Raw genomic sequence first — 17,805 nt, 5'->3', positions numbered from 1 at the left:
GATGTCACATGTTCAAAATGGGTAATCAGAATCGTTATGACCAAGATATTAAGCTGCATTACAGGATGTACAAAGCCGGTAAGCGCTGGATCGTGGCCGGTGTCGCGGTGATGAGCTTCAGTTTGGTCCTGGCGGGCAAACCGCAATTTGTCCAGGCGGCGGTTGCCGAACCGCAGACGACGAGTGAAGTGGCAGCCAAGGCGAAAGCAGACCAGCAATCTGGTATTGCAGCAAACGCCGCAACCAAAACGGCGGCACCGGTCAGTCAAGCGACAACACAAACAGAGGCTAATGTGCCAGCAACAGAGACAAAAGCACAAGATGCCGCAAAAACGGCGGAGAATACAACGGCGGTTGAGTCTGCTATAAAAACTGATACATCAGTTTCGAACAATACAACCGCTCAGGTATCGGCACAGGCGCAATTACAGACAACTGATCAGACTGACCAAGTACAGGCTGCTGGTACGAAGGCGGCTGCTAAGCCTGCCAATTCAGCAGCAACGCCACAACAGCTGGCCGCGACTGAGGATGATACAAAAGCAAATACCCAGAATGACGCCAAAGATGCCAAGACAGATACCAAAGCCGATCCGAAGGAAACAGCTGATGACGACTATCAAACCGCTAAAGACAAAACCGACCACGCCAACGCGCTAGCCGCCAAGGCCAACCAAAGTACGGCAGCACTGCAGGCGCTGCTGAAAGATCCTAAACCTGACGACACGGCTTGGCTGACGCAAGTCAACGCCGCGTTGAACGATTTAGCCAAGACGTCCAGCGATTTCACCGGCACCAAGATCAATACCGATGAGGTGGTCGCTGCTTACCAAGCCGCCCTTAATAATTTGCCGAACCAGCCCCAACCGAGCGCAATTCAGAAAGTCCAAGTGGGCAGCAAAGATGAAGCGGCAACATTGGCCAATTACAGCAAGCTGGTGGACGCTTATACCAGTCAAGTGAATACCATTTTGGCCAAAGTCAAAAACGGGCAGGCCAATTACGCCACGGCTGAAGCGTTGCAAGCCGCGCGAAAGCAGTTGAAGGCGGCTGCTGATCAACTGAATGCAGCAATTAAGCAAGCTGTCGATAGTGCCAATAATGGCGATACCGCAGCAACCGAGCATGCCGTTACTGCGCCGGATACGACCGGCCAGACCCTGGACGACTACAAGCATGCCTATGACGATGCGTTAACCGCCTACAATTCGAATGTCGCTGTGTATAACGACACCACAACGGATCCGACGCAAAAAATCGATCCAGTGGGCACGAATCCAGATACCAGTACCACGCCCAATCCAACTAAGAATCCAGCCCAAACGGATTATGACCAGTTCAAAGATGAAGTCACCAAGGCCGCGGCTCAAAATAATGCGCACAACCACTATGCCGCAGCCAATGCGGCGTACAACAAGACCCAGACGGCTTTGACCGGTTTGGCGAGTACCGTTGGCGCCTGGCAAACGGCCGCAGATAATTACAACAAGATGGTCGCTGGTGTCACCGATGGCACACAAGTGACGACGGCCGATTTAACCGCCGGGCAGGCCGCTGTCACCAAAGCCCAGGCGGATTTGGCGACAGCCATCAACCAATTTGCCTCAGTGAATGACACGTATAACCAGGCACTAGCCGATTATCAAACGGCGCTCAATGATTACACCGCGAAAACCGGCAAAAATGCTCAAACGGCGGCGCTGGGTTATGGTTCTAGTGACGCGAATAGTACCTGGAATCAGTTCCAAAGCACGATTACCAAACTGCAAAACGACTTCACCGGGACAGACACCACAGCGGTACCGGCGGAAAATGAAGCCATTATGCAGCAGAATTTGGTCAAATTTCAGGCCATCCAAGATATTGGTGCGGCGGCCCGCAACTTACAAGTTAAAGTCGAGCAGATTAACGCTGCCGCTAAGGCGCAGCAAAACGCGGTGGATACTTGGAATTCTGATATCGCCGCAGCGAAAGCCGACGGCCGCTGGGCTTTCTTCTTCGAGCAGCTGCATCTGGCCGGGGATGATTTAACGGCAAAGGATTACCAGTATATTGATGCGGTCAATGGCACGACGACACCGATTACCAGCACAACCGGTAAAGCGGATTATGGCAAGACCTACACCGATATTCAAGTTGGCCAGGCGACGGTCAATACGGATACTGATATTGCCAAGGATGCGACTAAGGCCAGTTATGCGTCTGCGGTCACTGCCTATCTCGATGCAGTCAACGCCTACAATGCAACCGTGACTAAAGCGGAGGATAAACTCAGCACCGGCGATCCCACGGATGCGGCCACCGCAATCAAGGATGCCAATGATTTAAAGAACGGTCTGGAGAGCACGAATGGCTTTTCTGTCCAGTATCAGAAGCTGATCAAGACTTTAGCCGGTTTGGCGGCTGATCCGGATCAAAATGCTCAAGCTCTGAAAACCTTGGCTGATCCCCAAAAATTAAGTATGGATGGTTCAACTTCCCCTCAAAAAAAATATAATTCGAAGGTACAAACACTGATGGAAGCTGTGGTTTTTTCGTCAGGTACTTGGAATGATGCCTTACAGCAGAACTTTAATAATGCAACCTTCATTAATGACCAGACCTTTAACCCAACACAGTATACAGTGATCGATGACAAAGCCGCTCATCAGCTGTCAGCAGCGTCCCTGAAACGGATTTTTGAGGGCCAGTGGAACGACCTGGATTATAATCCCATCGGCTTCACGCTCCAGCCTACTTATACGCAGGATGGCAAAAAGCACTATTTAGCGGGGTATGGGATTTTCCAAGGAACCAATTCAGATGGTGATTTAAACGGTACAAATCAGATTTATACCTTCACGAGTGCAGATGCGGAACAAGAATTTGAAAAAAATGGATTGAAGCTCAGTGGTGATTCATCGCAAAATAGTTATGTGATTTTTTATTACCTGTCCGAGACCGATTACAGTCAGATGATCCCGACACCAACACCCGCCAAGGCGACCAATGTTAACCCGGTCAAGACACCAAGTCTAACGATGACGTCAGTATCCGCTTATGGCCCGAGTACAGCATTACCGGCACCCACAACGACCGATACGGTCACCGCGAATGGGCCAGCCTACCTCGCTGGGACACCAGTGACGCCTGATTATCAGTCGCCGGATACAACGATCCAAGGGGCACCCACAATCACTTTGAATCAGCCCAAAGCACCGAGTACTCCGGGAACACCGGGCGGCCCCGGCCCGGGTACGCCAGACGATCCCAGTGCGCCAACGACACCGAGTGATCCTGGTACGCCAGGGGAGCCAAGTACCCCGGACCAGCCGGGGACGCCGACGACACCAGGTCAGCCAGGCACACCAGTGACTCCTGGTCAGCCGAGTAAACCCGGCACGCCGATCACTAGCGGACAAACTAGTCAGCACGGCAGCCAGGGCGGGCAATGGTCCAATCTGACCAGTAATGCCCAGCAGGCAGGCCAAGTGCGGGGCAGCCGGCGGACACTGCGCCAGGTCGTATCGCTTCCTGGACACCAGCTGGCACGCACGCGGTTACCGCAAACCGGGGAGCACCGCAGCACCGGCTTGATGGCCATAGGTGCGGCCCTGATGGCTGTGTCCTTAGTCTTCGGCCGGACCTTGACCGTTCGCAAGCGGCGGCAGGATTAACAGAATAGACTGTTCCTTTTTGAACTAAAAAATCGAAGTCAGACTTGAAAAGAGTCCGGCTTCGATTTTTGATTACTGGTTAATGTCGTTCAGGGCGACTACCTGGTCCGCCAACGCCGCGATCTCCGGCCGCAGGTGATGGGTCACCATGAGGATCGTCAATCCCGGCATCGTCAGCAGGCTTTTCTCCAGGGCCAGACTGGCGTCCTTATCCAGCGCGGACGTGGCTTCATCCAAGAGTAGAATTGGCCGGCCGCTCACCAGAGCACGGGCCAATGCAATCCGCTGTTTCTGCCCGCCGGACAGGTCGGTGCCGTTGTGAGTCAAAATGGTGTCCAGACCTTGGGCCAAGCCGTCAACGAAGGGGGTCAGGCCGACTTGCTGCAAAACCTGGGTCAGCTCGGCGGTTGGTGCAGACCTGCCCAGCGTAATGTTCCACGTGAAACTCGCATTAAAAATATACGGTTCCTGGGTCACATAGGCCAACTGGTCATGCAGGGCACCTTGAGGCAAGTCGCGATAATTCTGACCAGCCAGCGTGACATCCCCGGTATACTGGGTGATTTGTCCGCTGATGATACCCAGCAGGGTGGACTTGCCGGTGCCGGAGTCACCGGTCAGGATGAGTTTGCGGCCGACCGGAATCGTCAGTGATACATGGCGCAGCACTTTTTCCGGCCGATCTGCATAACCGTAGGTGACGTCGGTCAATTGCAGCGCGGTGGGCCGTGCCGGCCAAGGATCAGCGGGCGGTCCCGGGACTGGTTTGGTCCCGGCGCTGGCCAATTTATCCATGATCGGCCCCACCGAGCGGAATTCCCGCCAGTTGAAGGCAATCCCGCTGAGCTCGGCGAAAATCGTCCCGCCGAAGTACTGTACGCCGCTGATGGCGCCGACAGGCGTGAGCCGGCGCAGAATCAGCCAGCCGGCCTGGGCCAGCAGGAGCAGCTGGCTGAGAAAGGACAGGCCGTTGGTGCTGGCGTACATCGCCCCGCTGGCCCGGCCGAAAGCGATGTAGTGGTGATTCACATCGCGGGAGGCGGCCACGATTTTTTCTGCCAAGACTTTAGTCAGATTGGTCATGAATAAGGTATCGAACCCGTTCAGCATGTCCTCCAGTACGTTGACCAGCCGCTCGTTGGCCTTGGTGCGGGCCAGTGAAGTCCGGTCCATCCAGGCCTTGAAGACCCGGGGGAAGATGACCATTGCCGCGGCAAAGACCAGGACAGTGACCAGCAGACTCCAGTGGAAGAAGAATAGGGTGGTGCCGCTGAAAATGATCTCGGCGATTTGCTGGATGATCATGAGCAGATCGCCGATGCCGTATTCGTTGATCGTACTGATGTCGTTCGTCAGCCACGAGGTATACGTGGCGGTGGTTTCGTGGTGGAAACCGGCATAATCCTGGGCGCCGAGGCGCTGGGCGACGTCGGCCCGGATCAGTGTGTCGATTTCCTGGGTGAGTTTCGTTTTTTGGACGGTCTGAAAATAAAGCAGCACCGCGTAGCTTAAATCAGCGGCGATGGTGACGCCGACCCAGACAAAGAAAGGTCCAGCCTGGCGCTTCACGATCACTGTCAGCGCGGTGGCACTGCCGATGCCGCCCAGCGTCAGCAGCCCGGCGTTGACCACGATAATCGCGATGACGAGGGCCAAGCGCCCGCGGCGCTGGCCAAAATAATGCAGTAAAGACATAGAAGCATTCCTCATTTCTCAAATTCGATAACGGATCAGCAACTTGAGAAGTAAGCAGCGGAATGCACGGGTTTGCAGTCCGTGCGGTCAGGAATCCCCGGCGCCGCACGCAAAAAGCGGCGCAAATCATCACGATTCACGCCGCTCATCATTTAACGCATCATAATAATGATCGGAATTTAACGCTGCCCGGAAGGTGAGCGCTGAACTGTGGCTAATTTGAGGGTGGTTCCTGTTCGATTGTTTTTCATCAGCCACAGTCCCTTCTATAATGTGCTCACTTGATAACTTTAGAATACCCATTGGCGGGGATAAAAGCAACGATTTGGTCTCAACTTTTTAACTGGCTTGGCTGTTCTTCAACACAGCCGTGACCGCCTGAGTTCGCCGGGCCAAGATCGTCTGATAGTCCGTTCGGGACAGCTTCCCCAGCGCCATCAATTTCTGCTCAATCTGGTCCAGCACATGCACCTTAGCCGCCGGATCGTTGACGAAATCATACTGATCCCGGTCGATCGTCACCATGGCCGAGCGGGTATAGCCCTTGGCCCAATCCACGTAAGCCTGGTTGACCCGCTGGTAGTAAGCGACCAAGTCCGGCTTGGTGTGGATGTCCTCCATCGCCCGGCCGCGCTTTTCAATCTCGCTGATCTCATAGTCCGGATCGATTTTCAGGTACACCGCCAAGTCCGGCATCCCGTTCCATGGGCTGCCGTTAACGTTGGCCTGCATTTCCTGGGACAGGGTGATGTAGATGTTGAAGTCCGTATCATCGATCTCGCCGTTTTGGTGGAGCTGAGAAGCCATGATGAAGTCGGATTCCAAGGATGAATCCATGACCGCGTTGGTTTGCGTCACGGCTTTCTTCAATTGCTGGTAGCGGAAGGTGAGAAAGGCGATCTGCAAAATCGTGCCTTCGGTCTTCCGGGTTTCTTTGCCTGCTGAATAAAATTTCTTCAGCATGTTGCTGATCATGACGTTATTTTCCACGTCTTCATAGTACGCCGGTGCTTGCAGATCCTGGGCGAGGATACGCGTCAGGGATGTTTTGCCTGCGCCGATACTGCCAAGAATATAAATCATGAATTATCGCCTCCGGGCCTCAATGGGACTGGATTTCTTTCAACCCCAAGCGCTTGCGGCCGGCGTTGAACCAGGGACTGACGGTGAAGGCAAGAATGTCGTTGAGGACGTAAATACTGGAATTGATTGCCATGCCCAGACTGGCATCGCCCTGGGCAAACGTGACGGACCAGAGGATCAATTGAGCGATTCCGCTGAACAGCCACCAGAAATACTGGTTGTTGTAGCGCAGGAAGCAGACGATGCCGCCGGTGAGGGAAATGGCGAAGGCCATGCCGTCGTAAATCGGCCGGGGATCATTGGTGAAGCGGCCGATCAGGGCGGCACTGGCTGCCCAAACAGCGAGGGTGAAGAGAATCGATACAATCCATTCTTTGGCGGCGAAGGTCTTCAGGTGATCCTTCGTGTCGTCATTCCAGGTCCGCACACTGATCAATACCGGAATGTCCAGCGTGAGCACGTAAGCGGTCTGTTCAAAAATCGACAGATAGTTCTTGGCCGTGAAGCCAACAAACATGAAGCAGGCGGCACTGAGCAGACCCAACCAGCCGTTGACCGCTTTGGTTGCGTTGATTGCCAGGACACACAGCACGCCAAGCGTGGTGCCGATGAAGGTGATCACGGCGACGGGGGTAATTGGACTGTTCACCAGGGTCATGATCTGACAGCCCAGAGCGAACCAAAATAAATAGTAATTCTGCTGCGGCCAGCCTTTTAATTGATGGGCTAACCAACTGAAATAATTGCGGACTTGTGTCACATGAACCGACTCCTTTTTCAACTTGTTTTCAGAAATCCATTATAACCAGAATTTAGTTGAAAAAAAAGGTTGAAAGCACAATATGTATGTGTTATTGGCGGATGAGCATACCATATGTTGTGTTGAAACGCTAGGCCGAGCATTATCGAGCCTAAAAGCCCCTTTTGATGACGTCATATTGATTAACTGGTATATAGAAAAATCCCACTTAAATAAAGTGGGAAACATGATACTAACGCCTATCTAGGCAGACAGAGTCACAGATGGTATACTGTTTTAGCAGAGCTTGCAGAGACGGTGGCTACTCTTTCGTTGCGGGAGGTGGTGCGCATTTGCCCACTGATTGACCACATGATGGAAGGGCTTAAGAATTATGTCCGTTGCGGACGCGTTACAAGTGATGATTTTATTCGGCAACTTTGTCGTTTCAATCATCCTGCTTCAAGTAACGTTGCACAACAACGACAAAAAATAACCGTCCCATGCTTGCCGGCTAGACGGTTATTTTAACGTTGTTCTACTAGGGCCGCTATTAAAACAGCTCTGTGTTTTAGGGGGCACCCCCTTGGAAAAGCGGTGCTCTTTTTCTATCCTCAGTATACAGGGTTGCTGACTATTTGTCACCAACACGACTTGACAAAAATTTTCGCAGTTGAAATCATAACCGGTTAGCAGTTATTCTGCTGAAACAGTGGTAGACGCGGTGGTGTAGTGCTTGACCAGCGCCTCCGTCGGCTGATCCAGTAATGCGCCATTGGATTGGATAATATCCCGATACAGCGCATAGCTGTCTTTTTTGCTGCGGTGCAGATCGCCGCGGCCCTCATTATCCTTATCGACGTAGATGAACCCGTAGCGTTTCTTCATCTCACCGGTGCCGGCGCTGACAATATCGATGGGACCCCACCAGGTGTAGCCCAGCACATCGCAGCCATCGGTGATGGCTTCCTGCACCGCTTTCAAGTGATCCACCAGGTAGCGCATCCGTTCGGTGTCATGGATCCGGCCGTCGGGACCGACTTCATCGGCGACACCGAGGCCGTTTTCGACAATCATCAACGGCTTTTCATAGCGGTCGGCGAGGATGTTCAGAACGTAGCGCAAGCCCTCTGGATCGATCTGCCAGCCCCAGGCACTGGTGGGCAGGTAGGGGTTTTTCTTGCCGGTCAGGCCGCCGGTATCGCCGAGAATCTTCATGCCATCCGTGAACGTGGTCGTGCGGTAGTAGCTGAAGGCCAGGTAGTCAGCGGTATAGTCGGCAATCAGCTGCAGCTCTGCCGAGGTGATGTCCAGGTGGAGGTCATAGTCCCGCACGATCCGGTCGAAGTATTTCGGATAATGGCCGCGCAGTTCCACGTCGCCGTACAGGAACGTCCGGCGCTGGTAAGTCAGCGTGTGGAACACATCAGCTGGTTTGGGCGTCGCCGGGTAGGCCGCGGCGTTACTCATGGTGAGCATAATACCCACCTGGGCGTCGGGTACGATTTCCCGGGCCATTTTAATCGTGGCCGCTGTGGCGACAAACATATTGTGGGAGGCCTGGTAGATCTGGGACAGCCGCTCGCTTTCCGTACCGTGGGGGAGAAAGGCCCCAGCTGCCCAAGGAATAAGGTGCACACCGTTGAGCTCGTTGAATGTCAGCCAGTAATGAACATACTGGCCGAACCGTTCAAATAAGACTTTGGCATAGCGCAAGTACAACGGAATCAGCTTTTTACTGGTCCAGCCGCCGTACTTCGTGGCTAAATTCAGCGGGGTTTCGTAGTGAGAAATCGTGACGATGGGTTCCATGCCGAGGTTGCGCATTTCCTGAAACAAGTCATCATAGAACTTCAATCCCGCTTCATTGGGCTCGGTTTCTTCGCCAGTGGGGAAAATTCGGGACCAGGCGATGGACAGGCGGAAGGCGTTGAAGCCCATCCCGGCCATTAATTGCAGGTCGGCGGTGTGCCGGTGGTAGAAATCGATGGCCTCGTGGCTGGGATAGTGGACACCGGGTTCGACTTGGGCATCCGGTCCGTGCATGATGCCATGGGGCAGGACGTCCGCAATATCCGGGCCTTTGCCGCCGGCTTGCCAGCCGCCCTCGGCTTGATTGGCCGCAATGGCGCCGCCCCAGAGGAAGTTCTTCGGAAATGGTTGCAGTTTGTCAGTCATCGTCAAGATCCTTTCTTAGTGCAATTCGATAGTCGCTACAGGTTGACCGCCATGCAGGGCGTGAGTGCTGGTGAATTGTTGCTGGAGGGCTTTGATTTTATCCATGTTGGTCACTACAACCACGATGGTCGAGTCCTTGCCGGCAGCCGCAATCGCTTTTAGATCCATTTGGGCAATCTGAGTGTGGGGCGTTACTTGATCGCCGACTTTGACCAGTACCTCAAAGGGTTTGCCGGCGAGGTCCACGGTGTCCAGACCCATGTGGACTAAGACTTCGATGCCGTCAGCGGTGGTGATGCCGATGGCGTGTTTGGTCGGGAAAATGGTCGAAATCCGACCGGTGACCGGCGCGAAGACCACGCCGTCATCGGATTGCATGGCATAACCGTCACCGACCATTTTCTTTGAAAAGACACCGTCGTTCAGCTGCGCCAAGGGGACGTACTGGCCGGTGGTTACCGCATTCAGCTTGAAATCTTGGTCAGCCGGGACTTCCTTGGGGACTAGGAACCAGGTGATGGCGAAGGAAACACCGATGGCAATGATAATGCCCAGCACGGCAGGCACGAAATACTTGCCTACGTACGCTGGCAGGGAGAAAATGCTGGACAGAATGAACGCGTAGATCCGCACGCCGAAGAAACTGATGAATGCACTGGCGACGGAACTGCCAATGGTGGCAGCGATGAAGGCTTTCTTATACTTGGTCAACACACCGAACAGAGCCGGCTCCGTGATGCCCAGGAAAGCAGAGATGGCACTGGAGACCACGATGGACTTTTCTTTTTTGCTGCTGGTCTTGAAATAGACGGCCAGGGTGGCGCCGGCGATAGCCATGTTGGCCATGAACATCATCGGCATCAATTGGTCATAGCCCTGGTTCGCAAAGTTCTGCAGCGCAATGGGCGTCATGGCGTGGTGCAGGCCGGTCATGACGGCGATTGGCCGAATGGCGCCGACCACAATGCCGGCGAAGATGGAAGATACGGAGAAGAGCCAGCGTACCCCGTCGGCCAGCCAGTTGCCGCCGTAAATGCCGAGGGGGCCGACGACAGTGAGGGCGATGATCCCGCCGATGAAAAGGGAAATGGTCGGGGTGAAGACTGTCCGCATCGCGTCGGGCAGGTGTTTATCCACGAAGCGCCAGATGTAGCTCAACAGCCAGATTGACAGGATAATGGGAATGACGGTGCCAGCGTAATTGAAGACCGGCACGGGAATGATGCCGAAGAGCATGAAGCTGCTGATTTTACCCGCGGCCGCCGCCGCGGTCATCGTGGGGAATTGCATTGCTGCGGCGATGGCCAGGGCAAGGAATTCGTTGACCTTGAAGATTCGCGCCGCCGAGACGGCGACGAAGAAGGGCAGGAAGGTGAAAACACCGCTGGCCAGCATGTCGATAACTTGGTATGTCGGGGTGGTGTTGGAGATCCACTTCAAGGCGGCCATCCCCGCCATCAGCCCTTTGATCATCCCAGCGCCGGCGATGGCCGGGACGATTGGACCGAAGACACCGGAGACGATGTCCATCAGTTTAGAAATGAAATTCTGTTTTTCCTGCGGGCCATCCGCGGCAGTCACGGCCGCGTTGGTGCTTTCATCCGTTTGGATACCGAGCTGTTCCGCCAGCGGGGCGTAATAGTCCGCCACATTGGTACCGATCACGACTTGCAGCTGGTTGCCGGTGTAGTTCGTCCCCATCACCGGGTCCACTTTCTTCAAAGCGTCGTAGTCGATCTTATCCTTATCCTTGATGTTGAAGCGCAGCCGCGTCATGCAGTGCCACGCGTTGTTGATGTTCTCTTTGCCGCCCACCGCCTGGATAATATCGTGGGTGTCGTCTGATTTGGCCATGGTGCTTGTCCTCCTTTTAGTAATACCCGTGTAAACGATTCCAGACATAGTGTAACAAGAAAACGAGTTGGAAAAAAGCAGGACAATTAGCTAGATAAACGGCTTATAAATACCGGTATAACAGCGATTATAATGGATTTCAAGATAAATTGGACTGGAAACTGGCCGGAAAGAAGACGCTGGGCGAGCCACTTTTAGCGGCTCATCCGGTAAGCCAGTGATTGCTGGTTAAACGGCGTGATGTAGGTCACGGCATAATTGATTGCGACGTTTTCCGAAAGGGCATAGACCTGGCTGTTTTCCCAGATACAGCGATTGCTGATGATCATTGCCGGTTGGCGTTTTGTCGCTAAATGCTGGGCTTCTTCCCGGGTCAACAGGCGGGTTTGGTAAGTCGTGATGTAGTGTGAAATCCGGTGGCCGGTGCTTTGGACGAATTGTTGGATCGATCCTTCCACTGCGGCTTGATCTAAGTGGGGAAATAACCGCACCGGCATCACCGTTCGTTCCAGTTCAGTGACTTCGTAGTGGCTCAACCGGCGGCGCAAAAATTCCCAGGCCAATTGCGGCTGGGAGTCATCATTGCGGATATCGAAGTTTTGCAATTCGTTAGCGGTCAGCGGCCGCTGCTTTAAATAGATCATCTGGTTTTGAATCTCGCTGTAGGGCATCCGGGTCAAGGCGTTGAAGACCAGGGGATTGTTCAGCGCATCCGGGGTGACATAAATACCGGAGCCGTGCTTGGCTTGGATGACGCCCATGGCGTTGAGCTCTTTCAGTGCGTTTTGGACCGTGTAGCGGGAAACTTGGTAATAGCTGGCCAGACTGCGTTCTGTCGGAAGCTTGTTTGTGGGAAAGGCACCTTGGTAGATTTTGGAGACGAGGTCTTGGAGGATAAATTCGGTTTTTTTCATTGTTGGTCACCACCTGTAGATAGTTTAGCAGAAGTATGGAGGTAGACTGGTATATAAAAAGTCCCACTTCCAAAGAAGTGGGAAAACGTGATATTATCGGCCATCTCGGCAGATTGATGCGCAGATGGTATACTGTTTTGGCAGAGCTTGCAGAGACGGCGGCTACATTCTGACTGCGAGAGGTGGGGCATTTTTGAAACCACTGTTTGACCACGGACAAGGAAGGAGCCACGATGTCCACCGGGGACGCTTTACAAGTGATGGTTGCATTCGGGATTTTTGTCGTTGCACTCATCACGTTAGTGGTAAAGTTAATCGATCGGAAATAGGATGCAAAAATAACCGTCTCACGCTTTGGCAGGCCTAGACGGTTATTTTTTCGTCGCAATATGGGCCGCTATTGAGCAGCTCTGAGTTCCAGAGAGTACCGCCCTGGAAAAGCGGTGCTCTTTTTCTATCCTCAGTATACAGGGTTGCTGACTATTTGTCACCAATCCAATTTGCCAAGTAACCGTCTCTAGCTGGGCAGCCAGACGGTTATTTCAACGTCGCATCATGTGCCACTAGGGCCGCCATCAAAACGGCTCTGTGTTTCAGAGAGTACCGCTATGGAAAAGCGGCACTCTTTCGCTGTCTCTAGTATACAGACTTGCTGATTATCTGTCACCAGCGGGAATCGTCACTCCACCTGCGGCCACCGCTTGCTCTTTTCAAACGCCGTGGCCAACTGATTGGCCTCCGTAATCAACGACTCCGGATAATCCATCGTCCCCAGCAGCGCGATCGCGTTGTGGGACGTCGCCGGTCCCTGGCGCAGCAGGTAGTCGAACTCGACACCGTGGTCCTTCGTGACAGTTTCCTGAAAATGCCAATTGTCGCAGGTCGCGGACAGCATTTCAGTCAGTTCGTTATCGTGGGTGGCGATCATCACCAGGCTCGGATACTGGTTCAGCCAAGCCACCACACTGGCGGAAGCGGCGATGCGTTCCACGGTATTGGTGCCTTTGAGGATCTCATCCACGAAGCCGTAGCAGTGCTGGCCGGTGGCAACGAGGTCAAGCAGCCGTTTGATGGCTTTGATTTCTGCCACAAAGTAGCTGTCGCCCTGGGCCAGGTCGTCTTGGACGGCCATGGCGGTGATGACGTTGCCTGGTTGGAGGGCGAAGGACTTGGCGGTACAGGTGTTGATCGTTTGGGCCAGAATGCAATTCACCGCCACGCTCTTCACATAGGTTGACTTGCCCGAAGCGTTCGATCCGGTGATAATCGTGTTTCGGCGCCAATTGACGGGGTTGGCCACGGCGTCCAGCAGCAACGGGTGGACCAAAGTGTCGGCGGTCACCGGGCCGGGGCGAAAGACGGGCTGGCAGGTATCCTGAATGGCCAGCCGGTAATTGGCAATGGCAATGGCGACCTCCAAGTCACCCACGCTCGCCCACAAATTCAGGGCGGCGTCATGCTTGTTTTGCAGCCGCTTGAGCACGAAGTTGTAGGCGATGAAGGGCAGCATGAAGAGACCGTTGATATAATCCATCAGCATCGCCATTTCATTGGCATCGGTGGTGCGAAAGGCGAAGGCAAACTCGGTGATCGCGGCGAGGGGCCGTAAATTGTCGCGAATCTCCTGTTGGGCGGGGGTCTTGATCTTCGCCAGCTTCTGGGCAGTGACGATGGTTCGGACCAGATAGCTCATGGCGGTCAATTCGCCCTCTAGGGTGGCCTTTTCCTTTTGAAAATAAATGATATTGAACAGCGCGCTAAGCAGCAAAACCATGCCGCTGGCGGGAATCAGGCTGGCGCTGCCCAAGGGGAAGGACACCCCCAGTACCACCAAAGAGACCAGCGGGATGGCGCCCATGATCACGTACTTCGTGATACCGTGCAGACTGCTTTCGGTGGTATGCAATAGGTAATTCTGACTCTGGTTGTGGTCGACCCGGCCCAGCCGGGAGAAATCCTTCTGGACCTTCAGCCGTTCCTGGGGATGCTGGGTGAAGAAATCGATCAGCGGTTCGTTGACCGCGGCGTCGCCGAAATTAAATCCGCGCAGCCGGCTGTATAGCCGCTCAGCGCCGATACTGGATTGGGTGGCGTTGATCTGCTTGAAAACGCGGAACATGTCCAAGTCGTGCCACGTGAGATCGTCAATGCGGCTGTCATATTTGACCATCCGCCGCTGGGCTTCATAGGCCTCTTTCAAACTGGCTTCGGCGTTGCCTTGATACGATTCGGGCAGCTCGCCCCATTCCCGGGTCAGCCGGCTGCCTAAGCGCTGATCGCTGATGTAGAGCCAAAAACCGATGAGGGCGATTAGGCCGATCACGATCAGTACAATTGTCATGTAGTTCATGCTGCTCACCTGCCTCGTCCCACAGTATACCGGAAGCCGGTGCAGGGGTGGGAATAAATCAATCAGAAAAGATTTGTTAGCCTATATTGACAGAGACTAACTATTCGAGTACACTGCTAATTTGTTAGTTAGATTAAGCAGTAACTAACAAATAGTCCTTCCGGTTCCACCGGGACGTCAACAATGGAGGCAGTCGTATGCAACGTTCAGCAGCACTCACTTCCCGCGCCCAAAACAGTGCGGGGCCAAAGAAATTCAATATGAAAAGCTTTCTCAAATTAATCAGGTCAATCAATCCCCACTATTGGGAACTCGCAGTGGGCTTAGGCCTGGGCCTGGTCGCCACGGCGGGCCAGTTGCTGGTACCGACGCTGGCCAAGTCGCTGATCAATCAGCTGGGCCACGCCATCAACAATACGATGGTGGTCACGATTCTGATCCTGTTCATTGGCTCCGCACTGGTCAGTGCCGTATCCGGCGCGGCTTTGGGTATCTTCGGCGAAGACGTGGTCGCCAAATTGCGGGAGAAACTCTGGGCCAAACTCTTGGTCCTGCCGGTGACTTATTTCGACACCACCAAGTCCGGCGAGACAACGTCACGGTTGGTGAATGATTCGACTCAGGTGAAAGACCTGTTGGCTAATTCAGTACCGCAAATGGTCACGTCGTTGTTCCAACTGGTGGGCGCGTTGGCCCTAATGCTGATGATGGATTGGCGGATGACCGCGATCATGTTTGCTGTCGTCCCGCTGTTCATCTTGATCTTCATGCCCGTGGCAACCCAATCCCAAAAGATTGCCTTTGCCCGGCAGGATAATTTGGCCGCGTTCAGCAGCGAAGCCAGCGATGTGCTGGGCGCTGTGCGGCTGGTCAAGTCATCCAACGCAGAAGCCGTGGAAGGCCAGACTGGCCAACAGCGCATTCATCGGCTATACAAGTTAGGAATCAAAGAAGCCGTTTATGACGCCATCGCCCAGCCAATTACGACCACGCTGATGATGGGCATGATCGTTGGCGTATTGGCCTACGGTGCTAGCCGAGTTGCTACGGGGTCAATGAACATGGGTACATTATTTGCCTTCCTGATGTACCTCACCCAACTGATCGGTCCGTTCGCCACGCTGGGGCAGTTCTTCTCGGCCACGGCGAAGGCCAGCGGCTCCACGGCGCGCATCAATGAGCTGTTGAATGAACCGGAAGAAACGCGCCAAGGGACTGCCCTGACTGATATCAGCGGGGAGACATTGGCGATGCAAAATGTGAACTTCGAATATGAAGCCAATACACCGATTTTGAAAAATGTATCCTTCACCGCCGCCCCCGGTCAGGTGATTGCCTTCGCCGGCCCCTCTGGCGGCGGCAAGTCCACGATCATCAGCCTGCTTGAACGATTCTACACGCCAGATAGCGGGCGGATCATGATCGACGGCCAAAATATCGCGGATGTTGATGTGGCCGATTGGCGGGAGAAAATCGGTTTGGTCGGCCAGGATGCAACGATCATGGCCGGTACGATTCGGTATAATTTAACCTATGGGGCCAAACAGACGTATACCGATGAACAATTGTGGCAGGTGTTAGATATAGCCTACGCCAAAGATTTTGTTCAGGCCATGCCGGCGGGGTTGGATACCGAAGTCGGTGAACGGGGCGTTAAGGTCTCCGGCGGTCAACGCCAGCGGCTGGCCATCGCCCGGGCATTCTTACGGGATCCGCAGCTGCTGATTCTGGACTAAGCAACTGCCAGCCTGGACGCGGAGTCTGAAATGATGGTGCAAAAAGCCCTGAACAAGTTGATGCACGGCCGGACAACGATCGTCATTGCCCACCGCTTGAGCACTATCGTCAACGCGGATCGCATCTACTTTATTGAAAACGGTACGGTCACCGGCAGTGGTACGCACCAGGCGCTGGTCGCCAGTCATCCGGTGTATCGGCAATACGTGCAGGATCAGTTCGGGCAAGTGGCTTGAGAAGGGAGATACCATGACTCAAACATCAGAAGTAATTCTCAAAACATTCGTTGATTTATTCCAAAAACGCTCATTCCGCGGGGCAATCGCCAGCGCCTATCGCTTTAATGGCGGCGCCGAGCAGCAACCCAACCAGATGCGGGCGCTGCAATTATTGGCCGACCGGGGCGAGCTGACTAACAGTGACTTGGTGGAAAGTTTGGACATTCGGCCGAGTTCGGTGAGTGTTTTGGTGCAGAAGTTGGAGAGCATGGGCCTGGTTACGCGCCATGCTGCCCCCGATGATAAACGAGTGCAACTGATCGGTCTGACCGATGCCGGGCGCCAGTTCGTGCAGACAACGAAACAGTTGAAAAATGATCTGCCCAGCCAAGTTTTCAGCGCCTTAAACGATCAGGAGCAGGCAGATTTGCTGCATTTATTGCAAAAGCTGGACGCGGGGCTAGCCGATCAGGATGATCTGGATTGGCCAAAGGGCCGCCAGTTTGATGATATGCGGACCTGGGCCGAACGGTTCCGCAAGGCTGGCGGTTGGCGCGGGTTTGGCGAGGGACCGCGGGGGTTGGGCCGGTAAAGCTGTTTGAGAATTTGACATCGTTCTATCAAAAAGAAAGCCGGTATGCAGTTTGCCAAGATTTGGCGGACTGTATACCGGTTTTTTACGAACGTACGCGGCAACATGGTGTTAAAAGAGTTGACCAGCTACGTCATTTGCTAATCAATTTCTTGTGGCTGCCGGTGCGCACTAATACCAGGATGAGATCTTTTTTGACGATGCGATAGATGAGCAGCCAGTCCGGTGTAATGTGGAGCTCACGGTATCCGCGCCATTCGCTGCTGCTGCTCAACGCGTGATCGTGGTATCGACTACGCAACAGCTCTTTGTGACCCTCTTCAGCAATAAGATTCACAACGTGTGCAATTGCTGCATATCGTAGCCGTCTTTTTTGAGGCGCTTGAAGTCCCGGCGAAAGTGCGCAGTGTCTTTAGGCGTCAGCATTGTTCTGTTTCCACCAATCGTCTACCGATTTGTACGTCTTCAGTTTCTTGGAATCTTGTGCTTCAAGCAATGCAGCCATGGTATTCGCATTGAATCGCGATACCTGGAAAGGCAATGCCTGCTCACGCAAAGATTGTTTGAGGAAGAGGGTGATGGCCGTGGTCATGTCCATCCCAAGATCTGCGTACAGCTTCTGAGCGTCTTCTTTCAAGCTTTTGTCGACACGGAACGTGATTTGCCCTTTATCCTTAGTATCTGTTGCCATATTGATGAGCCTCCTTTTCGAAATACTCTTTTATGTCTATATTATACGCCCAGCGTAATCACATTGCACTGACCCTGCATGACGATCACTCTCACTAA

The 17,805-nt window shown here is 53.8% G+C and carries 13 protein-coding genes and 1 pseudogene; 5 read left to right on the top strand and 9 right to left on the bottom strand.

Annotated features, from left to right (window positions below):
* Positions 1-8 precede the first annotated feature (8 nt).
* A complete protein-coding gene (locus FMM01_RS16650; RefSeq protein WP_190973351.1) occupies positions 9-3,656 on the top strand; it encodes a KxYKxGKxW signal peptide domain-containing protein in 3,648 nt (1,215 codons plus the stop codon).
* Between the two features lie 72 nt (positions 3,657-3,728).
* Here the strand turns inward: FMM01_RS16650 and FMM01_RS11285 are convergent, their stop codons facing one another.
* The 3 genes from FMM01_RS11285 to pnuC all read right to left on the bottom strand — a co-directional run bounded on the left by FMM01_RS11285 (position 3,729) and on the right by pnuC (position 7,194).
* Positions 3,729-5,351: an ABC transporter ATP-binding protein gene (locus tag FMM01_RS11285; protein ID WP_190973350.1), complete on the bottom strand. Its 1,623-nt coding sequence runs from the start codon at positions 5,349-5,351 to the stop codon at positions 3,729-3,731.
* Positions 5,352-5,690: 339 nt separating this feature from the next.
* Complete coding sequence (locus FMM01_RS11280) at positions 5,691-6,434, bottom strand: deoxynucleoside kinase (protein ID WP_051225220.1); 744 nt, start codon at positions 6,432-6,434, stop codon at positions 5,691-5,693.
* A 19-nt stretch (positions 6,435-6,453) separates the two neighbouring features.
* A complete protein-coding gene (pnuC, locus tag FMM01_RS11275; protein ID WP_027828220.1) occupies positions 6,454-7,194 on the bottom strand; it encodes a nicotinamide riboside transporter PnuC in 741 nt (246 codons plus the stop codon).
* A gap of 373 nt (positions 7,195-7,567) precedes the next feature.
* Between pnuC and FMM01_RS11270 the strand changes: the two genes are divergently transcribed.
* Complete coding sequence (locus FMM01_RS11270) at positions 7,568-7,669, top strand: putative holin-like toxin (protein ID WP_150392584.1); 102 nt, start codon at positions 7,568-7,570, stop codon at positions 7,667-7,669.
* A 200-nt stretch (positions 7,670-7,869) separates the two neighbouring features.
* Here FMM01_RS11270 and FMM01_RS11265 read toward each other — a convergent pair whose 3' ends face one another.
* From FMM01_RS11265 to FMM01_RS11255, 3 genes are all read right to left on the bottom strand, one after another.
* The gene (locus FMM01_RS11265) at positions 7,870-9,351 is read right to left on the bottom strand and encodes a glycoside hydrolase family 1 protein (protein WP_150392583.1); all 1,482 of its coding nucleotides are present in this window, start codon (positions 9,349-9,351) and stop codon (positions 7,870-7,872) included.
* A 15-nt stretch (positions 9,352-9,366) separates the two neighbouring features.
* Positions 9,367-11,205, bottom strand: coding sequence for a glucose PTS transporter subunit IIA (locus FMM01_RS11260; protein ID WP_150392582.1), 1,839 nt, complete (start codon positions 11,203-11,205; stop codon positions 9,367-9,369).
* A gap of 194 nt (positions 11,206-11,399) precedes the next feature.
* Positions 11,400-12,119, bottom strand: coding sequence for a GntR family transcriptional regulator (locus FMM01_RS11255; RefSeq protein ID WP_150392581.1), 720 nt, complete (start codon positions 12,117-12,119; stop codon positions 11,400-11,402).
* Between the two features lie 233 nt (positions 12,120-12,352).
* On the opposite strand from FMM01_RS11255, the gene FMM01_RS16815 reads away from it, so the two are divergent.
* A complete protein-coding gene (locus FMM01_RS16815; protein WP_027828222.1) occupies positions 12,353-12,448 on the top strand; it encodes a putative holin-like toxin in 96 nt (31 codons plus the stop codon).
* Between the two features lie 350 nt (positions 12,449-12,798).
* Here FMM01_RS16815 and FMM01_RS11245 read toward each other — a convergent pair whose 3' ends face one another.
* Positions 12,799-14,469 carry a MutS-related protein gene (locus FMM01_RS11245; RefSeq protein ID WP_150392580.1) on the bottom strand — a complete coding sequence of 557 codons (1,671 nt, stop codon included), beginning with the start codon at positions 14,467-14,469 and terminating at the stop codon, positions 12,799-12,801.
* Positions 14,470-14,666: 197 nt separating this feature from the next.
* On the opposite strand from FMM01_RS11245, the pseudogene FMM01_RS11240 reads away from it, so the two are divergent.
* Together FMM01_RS11240 and FMM01_RS11235 are read left to right on the top strand one after the other, a co-directional pair.
* A pseudogene (locus FMM01_RS11240) lies at positions 14,667-16,442 on the top strand (ABC transporter ATP-binding protein).
* A 13-nt stretch (positions 16,443-16,455) separates the two neighbouring features.
* On the top strand, positions 16,456-17,016 hold the full coding sequence (locus FMM01_RS11235; RefSeq protein ID WP_063515808.1) for a MarR family winged helix-turn-helix transcriptional regulator: 561 nt from the start codon (positions 16,456-16,458) through the stop codon (positions 17,014-17,016).
* Positions 17,017-17,149: 133 nt separating this feature from the next.
* On the opposite strand, the gene FMM01_RS11230 is transcribed toward FMM01_RS11235, so the two are convergent.
* Together FMM01_RS11230 and FMM01_RS11225 are read right to left on the bottom strand one after the other, a co-directional pair.
* Positions 17,150-17,353 carry a type II toxin-antitoxin system mRNA interferase toxin, RelE/StbE family gene (locus tag FMM01_RS11230; protein ID WP_263405050.1) on the bottom strand — a complete coding sequence of 68 codons (204 nt, stop codon included), beginning with the start codon at positions 17,351-17,353 and terminating at the stop codon, positions 17,150-17,152.
* Between the two features lie 75 nt (positions 17,354-17,428).
* Positions 17,429-17,707: a type II toxin-antitoxin system RelB/DinJ family antitoxin gene (locus tag FMM01_RS11225; protein WP_150392579.1), complete on the bottom strand. Its 279-nt coding sequence runs from the start codon at positions 17,705-17,707 to the stop codon at positions 17,429-17,431.
* Positions 17,708-17,805: the final 98 nt, after the last annotated feature.

Origin of the sequence: Schleiferilactobacillus harbinensis, from assembly GCF_008694105.1 — a bacterium.
Taxonomy (GTDB): Bacteria; Bacillota; Bacilli; order Lactobacillales; family Lactobacillaceae; genus Schleiferilactobacillus; species Schleiferilactobacillus harbinensis.
The sequence above is the reverse complement of the archived record's forward strand: the minus strand, read 5'-3'. Positions and strand labels throughout refer to the sequence as shown.

Excerpts from the sequence above, each read along its gene's own strand:
- FMM01_RS11280 (WP_051225220.1), bottom strand. The coding sequence starts at position 6,434 with ATGATTTATATTCTTGGCAGTATCGGCGCAGGCAAAACATCCCTGACG.
- FMM01_RS11260 (WP_150392582.1), bottom strand. The coding sequence starts at position 11,205 with ATGGCCAAATCAGACGACACCCACGATATTATCCAGGCGGTGGGCGGC.
- FMM01_RS16650 (WP_190973351.1), top strand. The coding sequence starts at position 9 with ATGTTCAAAATGGGTAATCAGAATCGTTATGACCAAGATATTAAGCTG.
- FMM01_RS11225 (WP_150392579.1), bottom strand. The coding sequence starts at position 17,707 with ATGGCAACAGATACTAAGGATAAAGGGCAAATCACGTTCCGTGTCGAC.
- FMM01_RS11245 (WP_150392580.1), bottom strand. The coding sequence starts at position 14,469 with ATGAACTACATGACAATTGTACTGATCGTGATCGGCCTAATCGCCCTC.
- FMM01_RS11265 (WP_150392583.1), bottom strand. The coding sequence starts at position 9,351 with ATGACTGACAAACTGCAACCATTTCCGAAGAACTTCCTCTGGGGCGGC.
- FMM01_RS11235 (WP_063515808.1), top strand. The coding sequence starts at position 16,456 with ATGACTCAAACATCAGAAGTAATTCTCAAAACATTCGTTGATTTATTC.
- FMM01_RS11270 (WP_150392584.1), top strand. The coding sequence starts at position 7,568 with ATGTCCGTTGCGGACGCGTTACAAGTGATGATTTTATTCGGCAACTTT.
- FMM01_RS11285 (WP_190973350.1), bottom strand. The coding sequence starts at position 5,351 with ATGTCTTTACTGCATTATTTTGGCCAGCGCCGCGGGCGCTTGGCCCTC.
- FMM01_RS16815 (WP_027828222.1), top strand. The coding sequence starts at position 12,353 with ATGTCCACCGGGGACGCTTTACAAGTGATGGTTGCATTCGGGATTTTT.
- FMM01_RS11255 (WP_150392581.1), bottom strand. The coding sequence starts at position 12,119 with ATGAAAAAAACCGAATTTATCCTCCAAGACCTCGTCTCCAAAATCTAC.